The sequence below is a fragment of the Sphingomonas sp. HDW15A genome (assembly GCF_011301715.1).
Classification (GTDB): domain Bacteria; phylum Pseudomonadota; class Alphaproteobacteria; order Sphingomonadales; family Sphingomonadaceae; genus Sphingomicrobium.
Window position 1 is genome coordinate 996,602 of record NZ_CP049870.1, and the last position, 21,549, is coordinate 1,018,150.

A 21,549-nucleotide genomic window follows, 5' to 3' on the forward strand; every position below is an offset into this window, starting at 1 on the left:
TGTACGAACCATGGCCTTTCAACTCCCCGATCTGCCCTTCGCCAAGGACGCGCTTGGCGACGTCATGTCAGCCGAGACTTTCGATTATCACCACGGCAAGCATCACAAGGCCTATGTCGACAAGACCAACGGCATGCTGGCGGAAAAAGGCCTCGAAGGCGCGTCGCTGATCGAGGTGATCAAGGCCGCCAAGGAGAAGGGCGACAAGGGGCTGTTCAACAACTCTGCCCAGATCTGGAACCACAGCTTCTTCTGGCAGTGCCTGGCTCCTGAAGGCTCGACCAGCCCGTCGGGTAAGCTGAAGGAAATGATCGACAGCGACTTTGGCGATCACGCAACGCTGGTCGAGAAGCTGGCGACCGAAAGCACCAACCATTTCGCGAGCGGTTGGGGCTGGCTGGTTCTCAACAACGGCAAGCTAGAAGTGACCTCGCTGCACGATGCCGACACGCCGGTCGTTCACGGCATGACGCCGCTTCTGACGCTCGATGTGTGGGAACATGCCTACTACATCGACTACCGCAATGAGCGGCCGCGGTACCTCAAGACTGTTCTCGAACGGGTCATCAACTGGGACTTCGTCGCGCAGAACCTTGATGGGAACGGCGCCAGCCGCGCGGACCAGCAGGGCTGATCAATTCCTTGCGAAACAGGGGAGGCGGGTGCTTGGTCGGGCGCCCGCCTTTTCCTATGCCTTGAGCCGGTAGCCCGTGCGGAAAATCCAGACGGTCGCTGCGAACGGAAGCAGGATCGCTGCAGCCATGACCGCCACACTCGACCAGAGAGGGACGTCGGTTACGGAGAAGAATGTCCAGCGATAGCCGGAGACGAGGTAGAGGACCGGGTTCAACTGGGTGACGGTTCGCCACGGTTCTCCGATGGCAGAGACCGAATAGAAGACCCCGCCAAGGAAAGTGAGCGGCGTGACGACGAGGAGAGGCACGACCTGCAACTGCTCGAAATTCTTCGCCCAGATCCCGATCGCGAAGCCGAGCAGGCAAAAGCCGATCGATATCGCGATAAGAAACAGGACCATGAGGAGGGGATGATCCACCCGGACGTCGACGAACAGCGTTGCCGTGGCGAGAGTCACTAGTGCGAGGATGACCGCCTTGCTCGCCGCCGCCCCGACATAAGCGGTAACCGTCTCGAGCGGCGACAATGGTGCTGAGAGTATTTCGTAGATGGTGCCCGTAAACTTCGGAAAGAAAATACCAAAGCTTGCATTCATGATCGCTTGAGTCAGCACTGAGAGGAGAATGAGCCCCGGCACGATGAAGCTGCCATACTCGACTCCGGCCATGTCGCTCATGCGGCTTCCAATCGCCGAACCGAACACCAGGAAATAGAGCGACGTGGTGATGACCGGTGTGACGAGGCTCTGCCACAACGTCCGGCCCCAGCGGGCCATTTCGAACCGATAGATGGCCTTTACGCCGAGGGTGTTCATGACGGCTGCCCCCCACCGTGAACCAGGCTCACGAAGATGTCCTCAAGGCTCGACTGGCGCGTCGCGAGATCCTTGTAGCCGATGTGAAGCTCGCCAAGCTTGCGAATGAGACCGGGGATGCCGTTCTGGTCGGCATGACTGTCGAAGCGGTAACAGAGGGTGTGGCCATCGTCCTCCAGGACGGGCTTCCATGGCGCCAGGTCCTCGGGAATGCTTTGCAGGGGCTGCTCGAGTGTAACCTTGAGGCTTTTCTGGCCCATCCGCGACATGAGCTCTTTCTTCGCGCCGAGCGCCACCAGTTCGCCCTTGCGAATGACACCGACGCGGTCGGCCATTTCCTCCGCCTCCTCGATGTAGTGCGTGGTGAGGATGATGGTCGTCCCGTCAGCGCGAAGCTTGCGGACCAGGTCCCACATGTCGCGGCGCAGCTCGACGTCGACGCCAGCCGTAGGCTCGTCGAGGAACAGGATATCCGGCTCGTGAGCGAGTGCCTTGGCGATCATCACGCGCCGTTTCATCCCACCGGAAAGCTCGCGCATCTCGGACTTGCGCTTGTCCCAAAGGGTCAGACGACGAAGGATGTCCTCGACCTTGGCGTCGTCCCGTGGCTTGCCGAACAGCCCGCGGGAAAAGCTCACGGTGGCCTGGACGCTTTCGAAAGCGTCGGTCGTGAGTTCCTGGGGCACCAGCCCAATCCGGGTCCGAACGCGGCGATAGTCTTCCAGCCAGTTGCGGCCCTCGACGAGCACCTGGCCGCTCGTGGCGGTGACGATCCCGCAGACGATATTGATCAGCGTCGTCTTGCCGGCGCCGTTCGGGCCAAGAAGCGCCAGTATCTCGCCGCGATTGATATCAAGGTCGACGCTCTTGAGCGCTTCCGTGCCACCGGCATAGGCCTTGGTGAGGCCTTCGATGCGGATCAGCGTGTCGCTCATTCGATCGGTCCCGGCTCCTGCGCGGCTTCCTTCTCATCGGTCAGCCCATGCTTGAGAAGCATCGGAACGTTCGCTGCCGCAAACAGGAAGGTGAGGGGGATCGCGCCCCACAATTTGTATCCCACCCAGAAATCGGTCGTGGAGGTCCGCCAGACGAATTCATTGAGAATAGCCATGACGACGAAGAACCATGCCCAATTGCGGGTCAGTTTTTTCCAGCCTTCATCGCTGAGGCCGGGATAAGCACTGCCAAGCACGATCTTGAGGAAGTTTCGGCCGGTCGTCATCCCGAACCAGAGGAGGCCCGCGACGAGTAGGTAGTAGACGGTCGGCTTGACCTTGATGAACGTGTCATCGTGAAGCCAGATCGTGATCCCGCCCAGGACCAGCACCATCACGCCTGAGAACAGGAGTAGAGGGGAAATCTTGCCGTAGCGGATCTGTGTGAAGACCATCGCCGCGAGCATCGCCGCCATGAAGGCGCCGGTTGCGACGAAGATCTTGGCTGGGCCTTCGACTATGAAATTGACGACGAAGAAGACCAGTAGCGGCCCGATGTCGACGAGCAGGCGGGCGCCTGCGCTGGGTTCGGTCTGACTGCTCATTGCGGGGGCAGCCCGGCAATCGCGCGGGCAACGGCGCGCGGATCGAACGGACGCAGGTCATTGACTCCTTCGCCGACGCCGATGGCGTGGATCGGCAGGCCGAACTTCTCCGCCGCAGCCACGAGGACGCCGCCGCGCGCCGTTCCGTCAAGCTTGGTCATGATCAGTCCTGTAACCCCCGCATCGCGGGCGAAAACTTCAATCTGGTTCAATGCGTTCTGCCCCGTGGTCGCGTCGAGAACTAGTAGAACGTCGTGCGGCGCTTCCGGGTTCAACCGACCGAGTACCCGGCGAACCTTTGAAAGCTCGTCCATCAGGTGACTCTTGTTCTGAAGCCGGCCCGCTGTGTCGACGATCAATGCGTCGATGCCCGTCGCGGTCGCCTGTTTGACGCCATCATAAACAATTCCGGCCGCGTCGCCGCCTTCCTTGCCGGCAATGACCGGCGCGCCGATCCGCTCGCCCCAGATTCTCAGTTGCTCGATCGCCGCTGCGCGGAAGGTGTCGCCGGCAGCCAGGAGGACACCATAGTCCTGTTCCTTGAGCAGGTGTCCCAGCTTGCCGATGGTCGTGGTCTTGCCACTGCCGTTGACGCCTATCACCAGTATAACGTGCGGTCTTGGAAAGCCCCAGACATCGAGCGGCTTGGCGACTGGCGCGAGGATCTTTTCGATCTCTTCGGCGAGAATGGTGCGTAGCCCGCGTTCGTCGAGCTGTTCAAAGCGGCGCGCAGCGATGGCGTCGCGAATTCGTTTCGATGCGCCGGGCCCGAGGTCCGACGCGATCAGCGCTTCCTCAATGTCGTCGAGGGTTGCGGTGTCGAGCGCGCGCGCCGTCGCCAGCCCGGTGATGTTTTCGCTTAGGCGGTCAGCAGTTTTCTTGAATCCGCCAGTCAGGCGGTCGAGCCAGCTCATGCCGTGGTTCCGATGAGGTGGCCGCCGTCGCGGCCAGTGATGGTCGCGACGTTTATGTCGCCGCGGACGCCGTTGGCAAGGCGGATCGGCGCATCATTGTTGGCCCGCCCGAGACCGTCGCTTTCCATGAGGAAGTGCTGGCGGGTGCCGATCAGGCTTTCGAGCCAGGCCGACCGGCGCGCCTCGGCGGCGGCACGTAGCCGCGCTGCGCGCGCTTTGACGATTTCGCGTTCGACCTGCGGCATTCGGGCCGCCGGCGTGTTGGCGCGGGGCGAGAATGGGAACACGTGCGCTGAAACGATTTCGCAATCGTCGAGTAGCCGCAGCGTGTTCAGTGCCGCTTCCTCGCTTTCCGTCGGAAAGCCGGCGATGAGGTCGGCCCCGATAGTCGCGTCGGATCTCGCGCGCTTGATGGCGGCTACAGTCACCACGGATTGCGCTCGGCTGTGACGGCGCTTCATCCGCTTGAGCACCAGGTCGTCGCCGGCCTGCAGCGAGAGGTGGAAATGCGGCATCAGTCGCGGCTCGCCGGCAATGAGTTCCATCAGCGCGCCGTCGATCTCCACGCTGTCCAGGCTCGACAGGCGCAGTCGCTTCAGACAAGGCAAGTCGCGCAGCAGGCGCTGGCAGAGGTGGCCAAGGCCGCCTTCGTAATCCGTGATGTCCACGCCGGTCAGGACGATTTCCTTCGCGCCGCGGCCGATTTCCTTCGTCACCGCATCGCGCACCATTTCGTAAGGTACCGACCGCGACGGTCCACGCGCCTGCCAGATGGCGCAGAAAGTGCAGCGGTGATCACACCCCGTTTGGACGGAAACGAAGCTCTTCACCTTGTGCAGTAGGCCGGTGGCCGGGATAACGGCTGCGTGGTCGTCGCGAAGCCGGATCTCGTCGACCTCGGGCATCGCACGGAAGCTCTCTGCGTCTAGCTGGACTGCGCATCCCGCAACGACAATTCGAGCCTCAGGTCGATCGCGACGCGCGCGGCGGATCGCTTGTCGCGTCTGGCGCACAGCCTCGTTGGTCACCGCGCAACTGTTGACGATGATCGTGCCCGGCTCCGCGCCAGCCTTCATCGTTTCGGCTTCCGCGAAGTTCAGCCGGCAACCGAGGGCGATCGTCTCAACGCTCAAAGGTCGATCTCGCCCTTGAAGACGTGGGTCGCGGACCCGCGCATCGTGATTTCCCCGCCGGCCTGCCAGCCAATGGTCAAGGTTCCCCCCGGCATCGTCACTTTGACAGGAGAGGTGGCGCGTTTCGAGGCGATGGCTGCGACCGCAGTGGCGCAGGCCCCGGTCCCGCAGGCGCGCGTAAGGCCAGCGCCGCGCTCCCACGTGCGAAGTGTGATCCCGTCCGGGTCTATCCTGGCTACGTTGACGTTGATCCGCTCGGGAAACGCCGGATCATGCTCAATACTCGGTCCGAGCTGGTCGAGCGGTATCGCCGCTGGATCGTCGACGAAGAACACGACATGCGGGTTGCCGACATTCACCGCGATCGGCCTGTTAAGCGGACCCCATCCCATCGGCACGGGCGACGTGTCCATGGGATAGCCCAGCGGGATGTCTGCCCAACCGAACTTTGGCGCTGGAAGCGTCACTTCGACCTCGTCGCCAGCGCTCTTGCCAGCGACGATTCCGCCGCCAGTCTCGATGCTGTTAGCGCCGGTCAGCGCGACGACGCACCGGCTGGCGTTGCCGCAGCTTTGCACTTCGCCGCCGTCATGATTCCAGATTCGCATCCGGACATCGGCCTTGTCGGACTTTTCGATGAGGATCAGCTGGTCGCAGCCAATCCCCAGATGACGGTCGCAAAGCCGTCGTGCGAGCGCTTCGGTCATCTCGATTGACTGTTCGCGCCCGTCGAGGATCACGAAGTCATTGCCGAGCCCGTGCATCTTGTGGAATTGCCGCATCACGCCGCGGGACTTAGGAGGGCAGGGCCGCTTCGTCCACTCATTGGACCGCGGACCAAGGAGAACATACGTGCTGAAATCCGCTTCCGACGTTATGCAGGACGTGCTGATCGACGCAGTCGTCGAAGCGATCGAGGCATTGAAGGCCGGGTCGGGCGGGCTGCCCAACCAGCTGCTTCGCGACGTCCAGGCAATCCATCGCAACGCCGCCTTCGACGATCTGCCGAAGCCACTTCAGGACGCCGTTCGCCAGAGCGTCCGCGCCGCCTTCAACCAGCTTTTGAAGGAAGGCTACGCCGTCGGCCCGAAGAGCGAGATGCAGTCGCGGCCGCTCGATCGCGTACCCGAACGCCAACGTCCCGCGCCCGGCGATCGTCGCGCTCCGGCCGACCGCCGTTTCGTTCGAAAGAGCCCGGGTCGCCGGGGCCGGACCGTCCCGGCGGTGGCCCGGACCGGTCTGGCGGCGGGCCCCGCAAGGGACCGCGCCCCGGAGGCGGAAAGCCCAAGGCGTGAGCCAAGGGACCGAGGCGGCGCACGCTGTCTTGCGTTTCTGGTTCGACGATGTCGGCAAGGACCGCTGGTTCGCAAAGGACAACAGGCTCGACCTGGAGATCGCGCGGCGTTTCGGTGACCTTCGCAAGGAGGTCCTGGCAAGTAAGGCGGCGGGCTGGAGGGACAGTATTGAGACGCTGACTGCTGCTATCCTCCTTACTGACCAATTCAGCCGTAACATCTTCCGCGGCAGCGCGAAGGCATTCGAGGCGGATCCGTTGGCGCTGGAGTTAGCATTCGAAGCGCTAGACCGGGGTTGGAGCCATTCGGCGCCCGAAGCCTGGCGCGCCTTCCTGCTGATGCCGTTGATGCACAGCGAGGACCCGGACGTGCAGACGCGCTGCGTCGAGGAGTTCCAGCGCTTGGGCGACCCGCTTAACCTCGAATTTGCGCTTCAGCACCGTGACCAGATTGATCGGTTCGGTCGCTTCCCTGGCCGAAACAAGGCACTCGGCCGGGTGTCCACGATGGAAGAACGCGAAGCGCTGGAAGCGGGCGCAGCGTTCTAATGGTCAGTTTCCTTCGCGAATTTCGCATGCTCCCGGGCTTCTGTTCATCTGGGCAGCTGTGTAGAGTGCTCTTGTGATCCGAGCCGGCGGAGACGATGCGCTTCTGGACAGCATTGGGCTAAGCCCGATTGCCAGCGTGATCAGCAATCCGCGCCGGCCGGATAACCCGATCGAAGTCGCCAACCCCGCATTCTGCGAGCTTACTGGTTACGCCGAGGCGGAGGTCGTTGGACGCAACTGCCGCTTCCTCGCAGGCGAGGGCACAGAGCCTTGGCTGACCGAACGGATCCGGCAGGGTATTGTGAACAGGCGCTCTGTTCTCGTCGATATCCTGAACTACCGCAGCGACGGCCGGCCATTCCGTAACGCGGTGCTGGTAACGCCTTTGTTCGATAGCGATGGCGAGCTCAGCTATTTCCTTGGCTCGCAAGTGGAGCTCGGGGACGAAGATCCTGGGATGTTCGTGAGCCGTCGGGAGCGAGCCGTTGCGATGGTCAAGGCATTGCCTCAGCGCCAACGACAGGTTCTCGAGCAGATCGCGAGGGGACATCGCAACAAGCAGATCGCCTATGCGCTCTCGATCAGCGAGAAGACCGTGAAGATGCACCGCGAACTTCTACTTCAGCGGCTCGGTGTATCGACGACAGCCGATGCCATCCGGATCGCGGTCGAGGCCGGGCTGTAATACGGCCTAAAAGCCGTATGGATTGCATGAAGGCCTCCGCATACCTCCGACGCTCAACGGGGGTATAAAAAGGAGCCCGACATGCCTTCTCATCGTCTCGTCTATCTTACTCTGGCCGCCGCGAGCATTCCTCTGGTGACCACTGCCGCGCTGAGCCACAACCACAAGGCCGGCGCCAAGTCCGCTGGTAATATCGTCGCTGGCGTCAGCGCGTCGAAGGATCACAAGACCCTGGTCGCCGCCGTAAAGGCTGCAGGCCTCGTGGACACTCTCGCTTCTGGTGGACCCTTCACGGTGTTCGCGCCCACTGACGCCGCCTTTGGCAAGCTTCCCGCGGGCACGCTCGACACGCTTCTCAAGCCTGAGAACAAGGGAACTCTAACGTCGATCCTGACCTACCACGTCGTCTCGGGAAAAGTGTCGGCAAAGTCGCTTGTCGAGCAGATCAATGCCGGCGGCGGACAGGCCGTGCTGACGACCGTGCAGGGCGGCAAGCTTACCGCGACACTTGACAGTGGCAAGGTCGTGCTGCGCGATCAATCTGGCGGAACGGCCACCGTCACGACCGCAGACCTCATGCAGTCCAACGGCGTTATTCACGTCACGGACTCGGTCTCCCTCCCGGGCTGAGCCCGAAAGGCTGTCGGCCGCCGAAGCTGCCCCTTGGCGGCCGACAGTAGCTCTATTGAAGCCGGGGTTGAGAGCCGGAATTGGGCGCCCTTCCGCCGGACGCGATATAGGCATCCACCAGCTCTTCCAGGACATCAAGCGGCACCGAGCCGTTCTCAAGTACCACGCCATGGAAGTCGCGAATGTCGAAGCGCGGGCCAAGAGCTTGCCGGGCCCGATCGCGTAGCTCCAGGATCTTGAGCTGTCCGATCATGTAACTGGTCGCTTGACCCGGCCAGTTGAAATAACGCTCGACCTCCTTGGTAGCATCGCGCTCTGACAGCAGGGCGTTTTGCAGGAAATACTGAATGGCCTGCTCACGCGTCCATTGCTTGGAATGGATGCCGGTGTCGGTGACAAGGCGGACCGCCCGCCACAATTGCGTGGATAGCATCCCGAACTCGGAGATTGGGTCCTGGTAAAATCCCATCTCCTTGCCGACGCCTTCCGCGTACAGCCCCCATCCTTCGGCATAAGCGCCATAGCCGCCGAAGCGACGGAACTTCGGAACATTGGGAAGCTCCTGGGCCAACGCGATCTGGAAATGGTGACCCGGGGCGCCCTCGTGGTAGCTGATGGCCTCGATCTGGGGCTTTAGCACCTGGTTCATGTCGGCCAGGTTCACATAATAGATGCCAGGGCGGGAGCCATCCTCCGAGGGGCTATTGTAGAAGGCGACAGGCGCTGTCTCCTGGCGCCACGTCTCGACGGCGCGAACCTCGAGCGGCGCCTTCGGCAAGCGGCGGAAAAACTCCGGTGCCTTTGCCATGACCTGCGCGATGTAGCGCTTGGCGTCCGTCAGATACTGCTGACGACCAGCCTCGGTGTTCGGATATTTATACTGCTGGCCCGAGGTGATGTGCTTGAAGAATTCCTGCAGCGATCCCTTGAACCCGACCTGCGTCTTGATCCGCTCCATCTCGCCATGAATCCGCGCGACTTGCTGGAGGCCAATCTGATGGATCTGGTCGGCTGTAAGGTCCGTCGTCGTCGAGTTCTGCAAGCGATTGGCGTAATAGGCGGCGCCTTGGGGAAGGCTCCAGGCGCCCCGATTGCCCTGGCTTTGCGGCTCAAGAGCGTCCCACGTGGCAAGGAACGTTCGATAACCGCGCTGGAAGGGGCCTGTCAGTGCCTCGCGTGCCTGCGAGACAAGTCGGTCTTTCTCTGCTTGCGGCACGTCGAGCTTTGCGACCTTGCTTTTGAAGTCGGCAAAAACCGGCGTGTCAGCCCCGGACGCAAACGGAGCGCCGGCAAGGACTCTTTGTGCATCTGCGCGCACCGGGGCGAAATTGAACTTGGACGGGACGATGCCCATGCTCGCCTGCTGACGCATGTTCGCAGTGATTTCGTTCATCACCCGCTCCACCTCGCGCAAACGGGCGATATAGGCCTCGGCGTCGGCTACGCTGCTGACCCGGTGCTGGTTGATCATGAACACCGGAATGGAGCCGGCAGGGCTGCCGTTCGTGCTTGCCGGAAAGCCGTGCCAGCGCCAGCGGAACGAAGCGATATCCTGCTCGATCTCTTCTTCGAACATGCGGTAGCTGAGGCGACCCGCCGATGTGAGACTGGCCGGATTGAACTGTGCTCGAAGCGCTGCCAGCTGGCGCTTGGCGAGGGCCAGTCCCTCCTGGCGATGGGCATCCGTGTAGATATCGAGACGATCGTACTGCTCTTTGCGGCCAAGCCCCGTCAGCCCTTGCGGTGAACGCGCGAGCTGCTCTTCAAAAGCAGCATCGAGGAAGGTGAGCAGCCTCTGGTCTTCTGCAGTGGGATCGACAATTGGCTGGATCGGTGCGCCGACCGGCACGACAGGCGCGACGGTAGCTGGGGCTTGAGGCGGCAGCGTTGCGCACGCGGTTGTGGCAAGCAGGAAGATCGTGGCAGCAAGGTGCTTCATCGGTCGGCATCTCCGGGTTGGATGCGAACATCTAAGCGCAACGCGAAGCACCTGTAAAACCACCTCGAGGCCGGTAGTCTTCCTGCTGTCGCAACCTTGACCCCGCCGCACCTCTCGCGTAGGGGCGCGCACGTCTTAACGGACATGACATCGACGATGCCCTCGGGGCGCGCTGGCCGGCGAGTATTCGCCCGCCGGCGTCTCGTTCGTTGTTGCAGTCCGAAACGAAGGAATTTTGATGTTCGAAAGCCTTAGCGATCGCCTCAGCGGCGTCTTCGACAAGCTCCGCGGGCGCGGTGCATTGTCCGAGGACGACGTCCGCTCGGCGATGCGCGAGGTTCGGGTTGCGCTCCTGGAAGCCGACGTTGCTCTTCCGGTCGCGCGCGATTTTGTCGACAAGGTCACGGAACGTGCCGTCGGCGCCGAGGTCATCCGCTCGGTCACCCCGGGCCAGATGGTCGTCAAGATCGTGCACGATGCGCTGGTCGAGATGTTGGGCACGGACAATGCCGAGCTCAACCTCGGCGTGAACCCGCCCGCGGTCGTGATGATGGTTGGCCTCCAGGGCTCGGGCAAGACGACCACCACCGCAAAACTTGCCAAGCGACTTTCCGAGCGGGAACGCAAGAAGGTCCTGATGGCTTCGCTCGACGTCGCCCGCCCGGCGGCGCAGGAGCAGCTTGCCGTGCTTGGCCGCCAGGTCGGCGTCGACACCCTTCCGATCGTTGCCGGGCAGACGCCGGTCCAGATCGCCCAGCGGGCTCTCCAGGCCGCGAAGCTCCAGGGCTTCGATGTCCTCATGCTCGACACCGCGGGCCGCCTCCACGTCGACGACGCCTTGATGGCCGAGATGAAGGCGGTCGCTGCCGTCTCCAACCCGGTAGAGACGCTTCTGGTGGTCGACAGCCTGACCGGCCAGGACGCGGTCAACGTCGCCAAGGGCTTTGCCGGCGAGGTCGAGCTGTCGGGCGTGGTTCTCACTCGAATGGACGGCGATGCCCGCGGCGGTGCCGCGCTTTCCATGCGCGCGGTCACCGGCAAGCCGATCAAGTTCGCCGGAACCGGCGAGGCGATGGACAAGCTCGAAGCGTTCCACCCGGATCGCGTCGCGGGCCGCATCCTCGGCATGGGCGACGTCGTAAGCCTGGTCGAGCGCGCCGCCGAAAGCGTCAAGATCGAGGACGCGGAAAAGCTCGCGGCCAAGATGGAGAAGGGCAAATTCGACCTCGACGACCTCGCCCTCCAGATCCAGCAGATGAAGCGCATGGGCGGACTCGGCGCGCTCGCCTCGATGCTTCCCGGAATGAAGGGCCTGCCCAAGGCCGGTGCGGTCGACGACAAGGCGCTGGTCCGGCTCGAGGCGATGATGAGCTCGATGACCGCCAAGGAGCGGCGCCTGCCCAATATCATCAATGCCAAGCGCAAGATTCGCATCGCCAAGGGCAGCGGGACCACCGTCCAGGAGGTCAACAAGCTTTTGAAAATGCACCTCGAAATGTCAAACGCGATGAAGCGGCTGAAGAAGCTCGGCGGCTTCGGCAAGCTCGCGGCGATGTTCGGGCAGGGCGGAATGGAAAAGGCGCTGGGCGGCCTCGCTCCTGGCGGCCAGCTTTCGGGCGGAATGCCGGGATTGCCCGGGCTGGGTGGTCCTGGAGGCCTTCCTCCGGGCTTCGATAAATTTGGCAAGAAATAAGCGTAAATTACGGAAATAAAGAAGGAAGAAGAAAATGGCAGTTGCAATTCGTCTCGCCCGTGGCGGGTCCAAGAAGCGCCCCTATTACCGCGTCGTCGTGGCTGACAGCCGCAATGCGCGTGATGGCCGCTTCATCGAGAAGGTCGGCACCTACAACCCGCTTCTGGCCAAGGATTCGCCGGAGCGTGTGAAGCTTGACGCTGACCGCATCAAGCATTGGCTGAGCGTCGGCGCCCAGCCGTCGGACCGTGTTGCCCGCTTCCTCGATGCCGCCGGCATCAAGGAACGCGCCGCCCGTAACAACCCGAACAAGGCTCAGCCGGGCGAAAAGGCCAAGGAACGCGCCGAGGAGAAGGCGACCAAGCTGGCCGAGGCCGAGGAAGCCAAGAAGGCAGCAGCCGCCGCGCCGGTGACCGAGGAAGCCGATATCGCGGCTGAGCAGGCTCCGTCCGACACCGTCGACATCGAAGGCGAAGAAGTTGCGGCGGAAGAGAATGTCGCCGCCGAAGCCGCCGTCGAAGAGAGCGCCGGCGAAGAAGCCCCGGCTCAACCGGTGGCCGAAGAGGCCGTTGAGGCCGCCACGGAAGCGACTGCCGGCGCCGAGCCGGCGGAAGGCGCCGACGAGGGTGCGACCGAGGGCTCGCCCGAGGCCGCTGACGCTCCTGAAGTGACCGGCGAAAGCTCGGAACAGCCGGCCGAAGGCGCTGCCGAGAAGGCCGAGTAATAATGGATGGGCCGGAGACCGGGAAGCGAGTCACGCTCGCCGCGGTCGCCGGTGCCCATGGCGTGAAGGGCGAGGTCCGCCTGAAACTGTTCACGGACAGCATCGACGGCCTCGCCTGCCACGACAAGGTTTACCTCGACGGGCGTTTGGTCGCGCTCAAGTCCGTCAAGGACAGCGGCAAGACCGCAATCGCCCGGTTCGATGGCGTTTCCGACCGATCGGCCGCGGAGGCCCTTCGCGGCTCGCTGGTCGAGATCGACCGCAGCGCCCTGCCGCCTCTCGAAGAGGGTGAATATTATCACGCCGACCTGATCGGCCTGACGTGCTTCTCGGAAAGCGACGACACCATTGGATCAGTCGTCGGTGTCGAGAATTTCGGCGCCGGCGACCTGCTCGACATCGAACTGGTCAGCGGCAAGCGCGCGCTTATCCCGTTCCGCGATCCCATCTCGCGGATGGAAGGTGCGCGGATCGTCCTCGATCCCGAATTCCTTGCCTGACCGGGCGGGGCTATTCACCGCCATCGCTGCCGCCTAAGTTTCCTCCATCCTTTGGGGGAGGGGCCAGTGCGTCGCTTTAGCTTGATGTTGACCGCCGGAGCCGCGCTGGTTGCGGCTCCCGTATGTGCGCAGAAAACCTCTCAGGCCGAGGCTGCCCCGGCAGTCGCCCGCTTCTCCGCGGTCGACAAGGCGTTTGCCGACTTTCGGGCCAAGACCCCGGTTCCAGGTATGGCATATGGCGTGCTGATCGACGGGAATCTTGCCCACGTCCGTTTCCTCGGAGAGCAGGACGAGAAAGCCAAGGAGCCGGTCAACGCCGAAACGCGCTTTCGCATTGCGTCAATGAGCAAGGTCTTCACGGCGCTCGCGATCCTTTCTCTCCGCGATCAGGGCATGCTTCGCCTGGACGACCTCGCCGAACAGCACGTGCCCGAAATGCGCAACTGGAGTTATCCGACCTCCGACTCGCCGCGGATCCGAGTCCGCGACCTGTTGAGCCACGTCGGCGGCCTCGTCACCGATGATCCCTGGGGCGACCGCCAACAGCCAGTCTCTGCTGCAGAGTTCACGAAGATGATCGCCGCCGGTGTTCCATGGAGCCGCCCGCCGCAGACGCAGATGGAATATTCCAACTTCGGTTACGCGCTTCTCGGGCGGATCGTCACCAACGCATCGGGGGTGCCGTTCGACCGCTATATCCAGCAGACGATCATGCAGCCGCTCGGCATGACGAAAAGCGGCTACGAATTTCGCGACGTCCCTCTGGGGAACCGGGCTATCGGCTACCGCTGGGAGAATGAGCGGTGGGTCGAGGAGCCAACCATGGCCCACGGCGAATTCGGGGCAATGGGAGGCGTCTACGTTACCGCGGACGACTATGCGAAGTGGCTCTCGTTTTTGCTGTCCGCCTGGCCGCCGCGCGACGGACCGGAAACCGGACCGGTCAAGCGCTCGACGGTGCGCGAACTTTCACAGGGCCTGAACTTCATTTCCACGCGCAAGCGCATTGGAGGGCCCGAGAAAGACGAGTGCATCTGGGGCCAGGCCTATGCGATGGGACTGTTCGCAATCCGCGATTGCACTCTCGGTCTCACTCTCAGTCATGGGGGCGGTTTCCCGGGTTACGGTTCTTACATGGTCGTGGCGCCCGAGCGTCGGGCGGCGATGTTCGTGCTTACCAACCGCACTTACTCGGGTCCGTCTGAGCCGGTCTGGCGTGCGCTCCTGGCGATTGACGGCCAGGGCATGATCCCACCTGAAAAACGGACGGTCACACCAATCCTTCAGAAAATGCAGGCTGCCGCCTTCGCCGCGTATGCAGCCGGAAACCTGACACCCCTGAATGGCAAGCTCGCGATGAATTTCCTGATGGATCGCAGCGCCGATAATTGGTCGGCCGAGCTGGTTAAAATCCGGCAACAGATCGGGAATTGCACGTCTGCTGAGCCCTTGTTCACAACGGGCGCCCTGTCGACGGCATATCGCTGGAATTGCGAGCGCGGTCATCTCAACGGCCAGATCCTGCTCGCCCCGACCAATCCACCGACTATCCAAGCGTGGCGGCTGATGCCGATCCCCAACTAGCGAAACCGGTTCGCGAAGGATTCACCCCGCTACTCCCGCAAAAGCGATCGTTCCTTGGCGAGGTCGTTGCGGATGGCTGTGGAGGCCACTCCGCCCTGGCCCATGGCGTTGCTGATCTGGTCGAGGCCGAGAACGACGTCGCCGGCTGCGAAAAGGCCAGGAACGCTGGTCCGCATGTGGGAATCGACGACGACGCAGGCATCGCTCGACAATTTCGCGCCGGCCTGCTCGGCAAGCTGGTTGTGCACGTCTGACCCAAGGGCCGGATAGACGCTGTCAAAGGTGAAGTGACCCTCCGCCGTATCGACGGTGATGCAACTGTCGCTGATCGCGACCGCCTCGGCTGGGCCATCCACCGTGACAATGCCCACCTCGTTCAGTCGAACGCGATCTTCGGCCGACACGCTCAAGGCCTTGTCCGGCGCAATCAGCGTCACGTCCTTCGTATATCCGCGAAGAAAAATGGCTTCATTGACGCCGCCCTTGCCGCTGCCGATCACGCCAACCTTCTTATCGGTCACCTCGTAGCCGTCGCAGATCGGGCAATAACGGATCAGTCCCCGCGCCAGCGCGTCGTCGTGGAGCGCCTCGTCCATCGGCGGCCGGCGATTGGTGACCCCTGTCGCAAGTAGAACCGTGCGGGCAGTGACCGGGCCGGAGCCCCATTCGGCGGTAAAATGACCGTCCTTCTCGCGGTGTAGTCGCGTCACCTGCCCGCTCTCGATTCGAGCGCCATAGCGCTGGGCTTGGGCGCGCATTCTCTCAACCAGTTCGGTCCCAGAGATTCCGTCGGGGTAGCCGGCATGGTTGTGCGTGCATGGGATGGTCGCCGCTCGGCTCTTGCCGCCGTCGACCACCAGGATGTCGAGGTGATAACGCGAGAGGTATATCGCCGCCGTCAGCCCGGCCGGGCCGCCGCCGACCACCAGGCAGTCGAGTGTGTTGGCTTCCATCCGCCCTTAATGCCGCCATGGCGTGGCGGTTCCGCTTGAGCTAACGGCACAAAGCCATGAGCTTTCGCGCCACCGTCCTGACCCTATACCCCGATATGTTCCCAGGACCGCTTGGAACGAGCCTCGCAGGAAGGGCACTCGAGGAGGGCAAGTGGTCGCTGGAGGCCCGTAACATCCGCGATCACGCCATCGACAAGCACCGGACGGTCGATGACACACCCGCCGGCGGCGGCGCCGGCATGGTGCTTCGCTGCGATGTGCTTGCCGCGGCGTTGGACGCGGTCGCGGACGGCCGGCCGATGCTGGCGATGACCCCGCGCGGCGTGCCTCTCAATCAAAAACGCGTGCGCGAGCTTGCCAGCGGCGAGGGGCGATCATCCTTTGCGGCCGCTTCGAAGGGTTCGACGAGCGCATTTTCGAGGCGCGCCCGCTCGAACCCGTCTCGATCGGCGACTATGTCCTCTCCGGGGGTGAAATTGGCGCTATGGTCCTTCTCGACGCTTGCGTTCGGCTGCTTCCCGGCGTAATGGGCGCGACCCTCAGCGGTGAGGAAGAGAGCTTCGAAGCGGGGCTTCTCGAATATCCGCACTATACCCGACCAGTCGACTGGGAAGGGCGCACGATCCCCGAAGTGCTGCGATCGGGGATCATGCGAGGATTGCCGCGTGGAGACACGAGCAGGCCATCCTGGACACACGGTCACGGCGGCCGGACCTGATGGAGCGCCATGGGGGCGCTACGAGGTCGTCGCCCTCTGGCGCGCAGCGAGAAGATTAGGATTGAAGACCAATGAACCTGATCCAGACGCTCGAGCAGGAAGCGATTGACGCGCTGACCGCCGACCGCAAGATTCCCGAATTCCGCCCTGGCGACACCTTGCGCGTTGGCGTGAAGGTCGTCGAAGGCGACCGCGCCCGTGTCCAGATGTACGAAGGCGTGTGCATCGCCCGCTCGAACAAGGGCATCGGCTCCAATTTCACCGTGCGCAAGATTTCGTTCGGCGAAGGCGTCGAGCGCGTATTCCCGCTCTATTCGCCGGCGATCGATTCGATCGAGGTCGTGCGCCGCGGTGCCGTCCGTCGCGCGAAGCTCTATTACCTGCGCGGACGTCGCGGCAAATCGGCGCGTATCGCCGAGCGTCGCGATACCCGTCCGGCCAAGGGCGAAGCGACCGAAGCCTGAGGGCTTCGTACAGTTTCGGCTTGAAACGCGGCCGGGCCTTCTCACATGGGAGGCTCGGCCGCTTGCTCTTGGAGAATATGATGTCGGGCTATCGTGTCGCGGTGGTCGGTGCCACCGGCAATGTCGGTCGTGAAATCCTCAATATCCTTGCCGAGCGGCAATTCCCGCTCTCCGAGGTGGCTGCGGTCGCTAGCGCGCGTTCGACCGGGGACATCATCGATTTCGGAGACAGCGGGCAGGAACTCAAGGTCAAGAACCTGGAGCATTTCGATTTCGAAGGCTGGGACATTGCACTGTTCAGCGCCGGCGGGGAAATCAGCAAGCTCCACGCGCCGCGTGCCGCTGCCGCCGGCTGCACCGTCATCGATAATTCCAGCGCGTTCCGAATGGACCCGGACGTGCCGTTGATCGTGCCGGAAGTGAATGCGGATGCCATCGAGGGCTATCGGGCGAAGAACATCATCGCAAATCCCAATTGCTCGACTGCGCAGATGGTGGTTGCGCTGAAGCCGCTGCACGACGCGGCGCGGATCAAGCGGATCGTCGTTGCTACCTACCAGTCGGTCTCCGGCGCGGGCAAAGCGGGGATGGACGAGCTTTTCGAGCAGAGCCGCAACATCTTTGTCGGCGATTCAAACACTCCGGTGAAGTTCACCAAGCAGATCGCCTTCAACGTCATCCCGCACATCGACAGCTTCCTCGACGACGGCTCGACCAAGGAAGAATGGAAGATGGTGGTCGAGACCAAGAAGATCCTCGATCCGAAGATCAAGGTGACCGCGACCTGCGTCCGCGTGCCGGTGTTCGTCGGCCATAGCGAGGCGATCCATGTCGAGTTCGAGAATGAAATCTCGGCCGATGAGGCGCGCGAGCTTCTGCGCGAAGCGCCCGGCGTAATGCTTGTCGATAAGCGCGAGGACGGCGGTTACGTTACGCCGGTCGAATGCGTCGGCGACTATGCCACTTTCGTCAGCCGTGTCCGCGAGGATCCGACAGTCGACAATGGTCTCGCCCTCTGGGTGGTCAGCGACAACCTTCGCAAGGGCGCAGCCCTGAATGCCGTACAGATCGCCGAACTGCTCGGCCGCCGTCACTTGCAGAAGGCGGCCTAGCGTCTAGGCTGCCGGTCACAGGGAGATGTGACATGCGGCGTTTGATGTTGATTGCGGCGATTGGTCTGGCACTCAGTGCCTGCGAAGTTCAGAAGAACCAGGAGGGCAGCGCGGCTAATGCCGCCTCCGACGATCCTGCCGCGATCGTTGCTGCAGTCGAGGACAGCTGGCGGTCCGGTTCCGCCGAGACAGCGATGGCGCATTACGCACCTGATGCGGTCGTCTTCTCGACCGGATCGCTCGCTCCAACAAGCGATCGTAATGTCGTCACCCGCGAAACCGCGGGGTTCATGGCGATGAAACCGGCTGACTTTACGGTGACCGAGCGCAACACTCAGAAGCTGGACGATGACACGATCGTCTCGTCGGGAATTGTCGGCTTCACGGCCCAGGTGGGGCCGGCGCGCCAGATGCTTCGCGCTCGCTTCACCCAGGTCCTTCAAAAGCAGCCGGACCGACGCTGGCTCATCGTACATGAGCACATGTCGCTGCCGCCGGCGGGAGCGCCGCTGCCATGAGCGAAATGATGACCGGTGGATGCCAATGCGGGCGCGTCCGCTACGAGGCGGAGATCGATAGCGATGACGCCTATTTCTGCCATTGCCGCATGTGCCAGAAAGCAACCGGAGGGTTCGCGGCAGCCTTTGTCCAGGTGGAACCGGGCAAGCTAAATTGGCTCGGCGAGCCGGACTGGTATGAAAGTTCGCCGATCGCCAAGCGGCCATTCTGCTCGTCCTGCGGAACACCGCTGGGCTTCCAGTTCAAGGACGGGGGCGGCAAGCCCGACCTGACGCTCGGCAGCTTCGATGATCCGTCTCGCTTCAAGCCGGTGATCCACGCCGGCGCCGAGAGCATCCACGAAGCATTCCTCGACACGCGCGACTTGCCGCGGATGTACAGCGCCACGACCGAAAGCGTCGCCAAGCGCTGGAAGGCCGTCGGGCGCGAGGTCCCGGAGTGACACCAGACGTACATCGCTGGACGGCGTCGGACGGAGTGGAACTGGCCTGGCGGGAAATGGGGGAGGGGCGTCCAGTCGTCCTGATCCACGGTCTGTTTTCCGACGGTCTGACCAACTGGATCAAGTTCGGCGCCGCGGAGAAAGTCGCGGCTGAAGGATGCCGGGTCATCATGCCCGACCTTCGAGCTCATGGTCTAAGCGCCAAGCCGCAAGACGTAGAATCCTATCCTCGCGGAATCCTGGCCCGCGACATCAAGGAGTTGATCGAGCAGCTTGAGCTGACGGACTATGTCCTTGGCGGCTTTTCGCTCGGCGCACGGACCACGGTGCAGGTGGTGGGAGAGGGCGCGAGCCCCGTGAAGGCCATCCTTGCCGGAATGGGCTTTGAAGGGCTTTCCGACTGGAACAGGCGGCAGGCCTTCTTTCACGAAGCGATCGCGCAGTTCGACATCGCCAGGCGGGGTGATCCGTGGTGGATGGCGATCCAGTTCATGAAGACGATGAACGTTGATCGTGTCGCCGCCGGTCATCTGCTTCGGACATTCGAAGACGCTCATCCCGATTGGCTGCAATCCTTCACAATGCCTACGATGGTGCTGTGCGGTACCGAGGACAGTGACAACGGCTCCGCGCCGGCGCTTGCCGAGGCACTGCCGAATGCGGAATACGCGCCCATTCCTGGCACGCACATGTCGAGCGTGACGCAGCGCGAGTTCGGCGAACGGCTTGCAGCCTTCGTCAGGGGCGCTTGACGAGAAAGCACGAACCGCTCACTCCTCGCGTCACGCGATATCGTTGAGTCTTAAGGACGAGGAGCCTGACCTTGAACCGTTTTGCCGCAACTGTTTCCCTTGCAGCGCTGGCACTTGCCGGCTGCACCACCGCTACCGCCCAGCCGATGGCCGCGCCGAGCGAGGCCCCGCCGCCGGTCGCTTCTCCGGCTGCCTCCGACAGCTATCCGATGACCGCCGAGGGTGCTGCCGCGTTCGTCGCTGCTGTCGAGAAGGACCTGTTCGACTACACCGTCGAGGCGAGCCAGGTGAACTGGGTCAATTCGACCTACATTACCGAAGACACCGACGCGATGGCTGCGCGGATAAACGCCATCGGCACCGAAAAGTCGGTCAAATATGCCATCGAAGCGGCCAAGTTCGCGGCCGTCCCCGGCCTCGACGCCGACGTGAAGCGCAAGCTCGACATCCTGCGCAACGGCATCGTCCTCCCGGCTCCCACGACTCCGGGTGCTGCCGAGCAGCTCAACGAGATCGCGACCCGACTCAACTCCGCTTACGGGAAGGGCAAGGGCACGCTCAACGGCAAGCCGATCAGCGGATCGGATATCGAAGCCGAAATGGGCAACCTGAAGAACGGTCCCAAGCAGTTCGAGGAGATGTGGACCAGCTGGCACAACAATGTCGGCGCGCCCATGAAGAACGACTACGTGCAACTGGTCGGGATCGCCAACCAGGGTGCGAAGGAGCTCGGCTTCAACGACACCGGTGCGATGTGGCGCTCGCCCTACGATATGAGCCCGGAAGAGTTCGCTGCGACCACCGAACGCCTGTGGCAGGAAGTGAAGCCGCTTTACATGGCGCTTCACACCTATGTCCGCACGCAGCTGAACAAGAAGTACGGCAATGCCGTCCAGCCGGCGACTGGCCCGATCCGCGCCGACCTGCTCGGTAACATGTGGGCGCAGGAGTGGGGCAACATCTACCCGCTCGTTGCTCCCAAGGGCGCCGGCGATCTCGGCTATGACATTGGCGAGCTGCTCGAGAGAAAGGGCAAGTCTCCGCTCGACATGGTGAAATATGGCGAGGGCTTCTATTCCTCGCTCGGCATGGCGCCGCTGCCCCAGACCTTCTGGGAGCGCTCGATGATCACCAAGCCGCGAGACCGCGAAGTCGTTTGCCACGCTTCGGCCTGGGATATCGACAACAAGGACGACATCCGCATCAAGATGTGCACCAAGGTGAATTCGGACGACTTCGTCACGATCCATCACGAGCTTGGGCACAACTATTACCAGCGGGCCTACAAGAACCAGCCATTCCTGTACCTCAATGGTGCGAATGACGGCTTCCACGAGGCGATCGGCGATTTCATCGCGCTTTCAATCACGCCACAGTACCTCGTGGACATCGGTCTCCTGGACAAGAAAGCGGTCCCGAGCCCCGACAAGGACATCGGACTGCTCCTCCGCCAGGCGATGGACAAGGTCGCGTTCCTTCCGTTCGGCCTGCTGATCGACCGCTATCGCTGGCAGATCTTCGATGGCACGATTCAGCCAGCGGATTACAACAATGCGTGGACGAAGATGCGTCTCGACTACCAAGGGATCACGCCGCCGTCGGATCGTCCGGCGAATGCGTTCGATGCCGGCGCAAAGTATCACATTCCCGGCAATGTTCCGTACACGCGCTATTTCCTGGCCCGGATACTGCAGTTCCAGTTCTACAAGGCTGCCTGCGAGCAGGCCGGCTGGAAGGGCCCGCTTCATCGCTGCAGCTTCTATGGCAACAAGGAAGTCGGCAAGCGTCTGAATGCCATGCTGGAGATGGGTGCCTCAAAGCCCTGGCCAGATGCACTCCAGGCATTCACCGGCTCGCGCGAGATGTCCGGCAAGGCGATGGCAGAATATTTCGCGCCATTGAAGGCCTGGCTCGACGAACAGAACAAGGGGAAGACGCAGGGCTGGTAAGACCC

General features: G+C 62.7%; 22 protein-coding genes and 2 pseudogenes. 15 read left to right on the forward strand and 9 right to left on the reverse strand.

All coding sequences use genetic code 11. The features are described from left to right. Positions 1-10: 10 nt before the first annotated feature. The gene (locus G7076_RS05175) at positions 11-634 is read left to right on the forward strand and encodes a superoxide dismutase (protein WP_166200994.1); all 624 of its coding nucleotides are present in this window, start codon (positions 11-13) and stop codon (positions 632-634) included. A 54-nt stretch (positions 635-688) separates the two neighbouring features. Here the strand turns inward: G7076_RS05175 and G7076_RS05180 are convergent, their stop codons facing one another. Genes G7076_RS05180 through G7076_RS05210 form a run of 7 tightly spaced genes read right to left on the reverse strand, consistent with a single transcriptional unit; the run spans position 689 to position 6,174 of the window. Next, positions 689-1,450, reverse strand: coding sequence for an ABC transporter permease (locus tag G7076_RS05180; RefSeq protein WP_166200996.1), 762 nt, complete (start codon positions 1,448-1,450; stop codon positions 689-691). Then, a complete protein-coding gene (locus G7076_RS05185) occupies positions 1,447-2,385 on the reverse strand; it encodes an ABC transporter ATP-binding protein (protein ID WP_166200998.1) in 939 nt (312 codons plus the stop codon). Before G7076_RS05185 ends, G7076_RS05180 begins: the two co-directional genes overlap by 4 nt. Next, on the reverse strand, positions 2,382-2,990 hold the full coding sequence (locus G7076_RS05190; RefSeq protein WP_166201000.1) for a septation protein A: 609 nt from the start codon (positions 2,988-2,990) through the stop codon (positions 2,382-2,384). The genes G7076_RS05185 and G7076_RS05190 overlap by 4 nt, the downstream gene beginning before the upstream one ends. Continuing rightward, the gene (ftsY, locus tag G7076_RS05195; protein WP_166201002.1) at positions 2,987-3,904 is read right to left on the reverse strand and encodes a signal recognition particle-docking protein FtsY; all 918 of its coding nucleotides are present in this window, start codon (positions 3,902-3,904) and stop codon (positions 2,987-2,989) included. Before ftsY ends, G7076_RS05190 begins: the two co-directional genes overlap by 4 nt. After that, positions 3,901-5,037: a radical SAM protein gene (locus tag G7076_RS05200; protein WP_240913882.1), complete on the reverse strand. Its 1,137-nt coding sequence runs from the start codon at positions 5,035-5,037 to the stop codon at positions 3,901-3,903. Before G7076_RS05200 ends, ftsY begins: the two co-directional genes overlap by 4 nt. Next, positions 5,034-5,822, reverse strand: coding sequence for a diaminopimelate epimerase (dapF, locus tag G7076_RS05205; RefSeq protein WP_206367578.1), 789 nt, complete (start codon positions 5,820-5,822; stop codon positions 5,034-5,036). The genes G7076_RS05200 and dapF overlap by 4 nt, the downstream gene beginning before the upstream one ends. Before the next feature lie 37 nt (positions 5,823-5,859). Further along, positions 5,860-6,174: a hypothetical protein gene (locus G7076_RS05210; protein WP_166201004.1), complete on the reverse strand. Its 315-nt coding sequence runs from the start codon at positions 6,172-6,174 to the stop codon at positions 5,860-5,862. 154 nt (positions 6,175-6,328) lie between these two features. On the opposite strand from G7076_RS05210, the gene G7076_RS05215 reads away from it, so the two are divergent. The 3 genes from G7076_RS05215 to G7076_RS05225 all read left to right on the forward strand — a co-directional run bounded on the left by G7076_RS05215 (position 6,329) and on the right by G7076_RS05225 (position 8,195). Beyond that, the gene (locus G7076_RS05215) at positions 6,329-6,880 is read left to right on the forward strand and encodes a DUF924 family protein (RefSeq protein WP_240913883.1); all 552 of its coding nucleotides are present in this window, start codon (positions 6,329-6,331) and stop codon (positions 6,878-6,880) included. Positions 6,881-6,953: 73 nt separating this feature from the next. After that, positions 6,954-7,565: a LuxR C-terminal-related transcriptional regulator gene (locus G7076_RS05220; protein WP_206367579.1), complete on the forward strand. Its 612-nt coding sequence runs from the start codon at positions 6,954-6,956 to the stop codon at positions 7,563-7,565. An 81-nt stretch (positions 7,566-7,646) separates the two neighbouring features. Then, the gene (locus G7076_RS05225; protein ID WP_166201006.1) at positions 7,647-8,195 is read left to right on the forward strand and encodes a fasciclin domain-containing protein; all 549 of its coding nucleotides are present in this window, start codon (positions 7,647-7,649) and stop codon (positions 8,193-8,195) included. 52 nt (positions 8,196-8,247) lie between these two features. Here G7076_RS05225 and G7076_RS05230 read toward each other — a convergent pair whose 3' ends face one another. Further along, a complete protein-coding gene (locus tag G7076_RS05230; RefSeq protein WP_166201008.1) occupies positions 8,248-10,134 on the reverse strand; it encodes a DUF885 domain-containing protein in 1,887 nt (628 codons plus the stop codon). Positions 10,135-10,372: 238 nt separating this feature from the next. On the opposite strand from G7076_RS05230, the gene ffh reads away from it, so the two are divergent. From ffh to G7076_RS05250, 4 genes and pseudogenes are all read left to right on the forward strand, one after another. Then, positions 10,373-11,827 (forward strand): signal recognition particle protein, encoded by a 1,455-nt coding sequence (gene ffh, locus G7076_RS05235; protein ID WP_206367580.1) that lies wholly within the window; start codon positions 10,373-10,375, stop codon positions 11,825-11,827. A gap of 34 nt (positions 11,828-11,861) precedes the next feature. Then, positions 11,862-12,212, forward strand: a pseudogene (gene rpsP / locus G7076_RS12405) (30S ribosomal protein S16); the annotation flags it as partial. Between the two features lie 341 nt (positions 12,213-12,553). Then, a complete protein-coding gene (rimM, locus tag G7076_RS05245) occupies positions 12,554-13,051 on the forward strand; it encodes a ribosome maturation factor RimM (RefSeq protein ID WP_166201012.1) in 498 nt (165 codons plus the stop codon). Positions 13,052-13,117: 66 nt separating this feature from the next. Further along, on the forward strand, positions 13,118-14,635 hold the full coding sequence (locus tag G7076_RS05250) for a serine hydrolase domain-containing protein (RefSeq protein ID WP_166201014.1): 1,518 nt from the start codon (positions 13,118-13,120) through the stop codon (positions 14,633-14,635). A gap of 29 nt (positions 14,636-14,664) precedes the next feature. Here G7076_RS05250 and G7076_RS05255 read toward each other — a convergent pair whose 3' ends face one another. Further along, positions 14,665-15,588, reverse strand: a complete 924-nt coding sequence (locus G7076_RS05255) for an NAD(P)/FAD-dependent oxidoreductase (protein ID WP_166201016.1) — start codon at positions 15,586-15,588, stop codon at positions 14,665-14,667. 56 nt (positions 15,589-15,644) lie between these two features. On the opposite strand from G7076_RS05255, the pseudogene trmD reads away from it, so the two are divergent. The 7 genes and pseudogenes from trmD to G7076_RS05290 all read left to right on the forward strand — a co-directional run bounded on the left by trmD (position 15,645) and on the right by G7076_RS05290 (position 21,544). Continuing rightward, positions 15,645-16,365 (forward strand): annotated as a pseudogene (trmD, locus tag G7076_RS05260) (tRNA (guanosine(37)-N1)-methyltransferase TrmD). 12 nt (positions 16,366-16,377) lie between these two features. Further along, entirely contained in the window at positions 16,378-16,770 is a 393-nt protein-coding gene (rplS, locus tag G7076_RS05265; protein ID WP_166201018.1) for a 50S ribosomal protein L19, read from the forward strand. Positions 16,771-16,847: 77 nt separating this feature from the next. After that, positions 16,848-17,882 (forward strand): aspartate-semialdehyde dehydrogenase, encoded by a 1,035-nt coding sequence (locus G7076_RS05270; RefSeq protein WP_240913884.1) that lies wholly within the window; start codon positions 16,848-16,850, stop codon positions 17,880-17,882. A gap of 32 nt (positions 17,883-17,914) precedes the next feature. Next, positions 17,915-18,400 (forward strand): SgcJ/EcaC family oxidoreductase, encoded by a 486-nt coding sequence (locus tag G7076_RS05275; protein WP_166201020.1) that lies wholly within the window; start codon positions 17,915-17,917, stop codon positions 18,398-18,400. Then, on the forward strand, positions 18,397-18,843 hold the full coding sequence (locus tag G7076_RS05280; protein WP_166201021.1) for a GFA family protein: 447 nt from the start codon (positions 18,397-18,399) through the stop codon (positions 18,841-18,843). The genes G7076_RS05275 and G7076_RS05280 overlap by 4 nt, the downstream gene beginning before the upstream one ends. Then, positions 18,840-19,595 (forward strand): alpha/beta fold hydrolase, encoded by a 756-nt coding sequence (locus tag G7076_RS05285; RefSeq protein WP_240913885.1) that lies wholly within the window; start codon positions 18,840-18,842, stop codon positions 19,593-19,595. Before G7076_RS05280 ends, G7076_RS05285 begins: the two co-directional genes overlap by 4 nt. A gap of 146 nt (positions 19,596-19,741) precedes the next feature. Continuing rightward, positions 19,742-21,544 (forward strand): M2 family metallopeptidase, encoded by a 1,803-nt coding sequence (locus G7076_RS05290; protein WP_166203393.1) that lies wholly within the window; start codon positions 19,742-19,744, stop codon positions 21,542-21,544. Positions 21,545-21,549: the final 5 nt, after the last annotated feature.

Bases quoted from the DNA above. Each gene is read 5' to 3' on its own strand.
- G7076_RS05175 (WP_166200994.1), top strand. From the start codon at position 11: ATGGCCTTTCAACTCCCCGATCTGCCCTTCGCCAAGGACGCGCTTGGC.
- G7076_RS05180 (WP_166200996.1), bottom strand. From the start codon at position 1,450: ATGAACACCCTCGGCGTAAAGGCCATCTATCGGTTCGAAATGGCCCGC.
- G7076_RS05185 (WP_166200998.1), bottom strand. From the start codon at position 2,385: ATGAGCGACACGCTGATCCGCATCGAAGGCCTCACCAAGGCCTATGCC.
- G7076_RS05190 (WP_166201000.1), bottom strand. From the start codon at position 2,990: ATGAGCAGTCAGACCGAACCCAGCGCAGGCGCCCGCCTGCTCGTCGAC.
- ftsY (WP_166201002.1), bottom strand. From the start codon at position 3,904: ATGAGCTGGCTCGACCGCCTGACTGGCGGATTCAAGAAAACTGCTGAC.
- G7076_RS05225 (WP_166201006.1), top strand. From the start codon at position 7,647: ATGCCTTCTCATCGTCTCGTCTATCTTACTCTGGCCGCCGCGAGCATT.
- G7076_RS05230 (WP_166201008.1), bottom strand. From the start codon at position 10,134: ATGAAGCACCTTGCTGCCACGATCTTCCTGCTTGCCACAACCGCGTGC.
- ffh (WP_206367580.1), top strand. From the start codon at position 10,373: ATGTTCGAAAGCCTTAGCGATCGCCTCAGCGGCGTCTTCGACAAGCTC.
- rimM (WP_166201012.1), top strand. From the start codon at position 12,554: ATGGATGGGCCGGAGACCGGGAAGCGAGTCACGCTCGCCGCGGTCGCC.
- G7076_RS05255 (WP_166201016.1), bottom strand. From the start codon at position 15,588: ATGGAAGCCAACACACTCGACTGCCTGGTGGTCGGCGGCGGCCCGGCC.
- rplS (WP_166201018.1), top strand. From the start codon at position 16,378: ATGAACCTGATCCAGACGCTCGAGCAGGAAGCGATTGACGCGCTGACC.
- G7076_RS05270 (WP_240913884.1), top strand. From the start codon at position 16,848: ATGATGTCGGGCTATCGTGTCGCGGTGGTCGGTGCCACCGGCAATGTC.
- G7076_RS05275 (WP_166201020.1), top strand. From the start codon at position 17,915: ATGCGGCGTTTGATGTTGATTGCGGCGATTGGTCTGGCACTCAGTGCC.
- G7076_RS05280 (WP_166201021.1), top strand. From the start codon at position 18,397: ATGAGCGAAATGATGACCGGTGGATGCCAATGCGGGCGCGTCCGCTAC.
- G7076_RS05290 (WP_166203393.1), top strand. From the start codon at position 19,742: ATGGCCGCGCCGAGCGAGGCCCCGCCGCCGGTCGCTTCTCCGGCTGCC.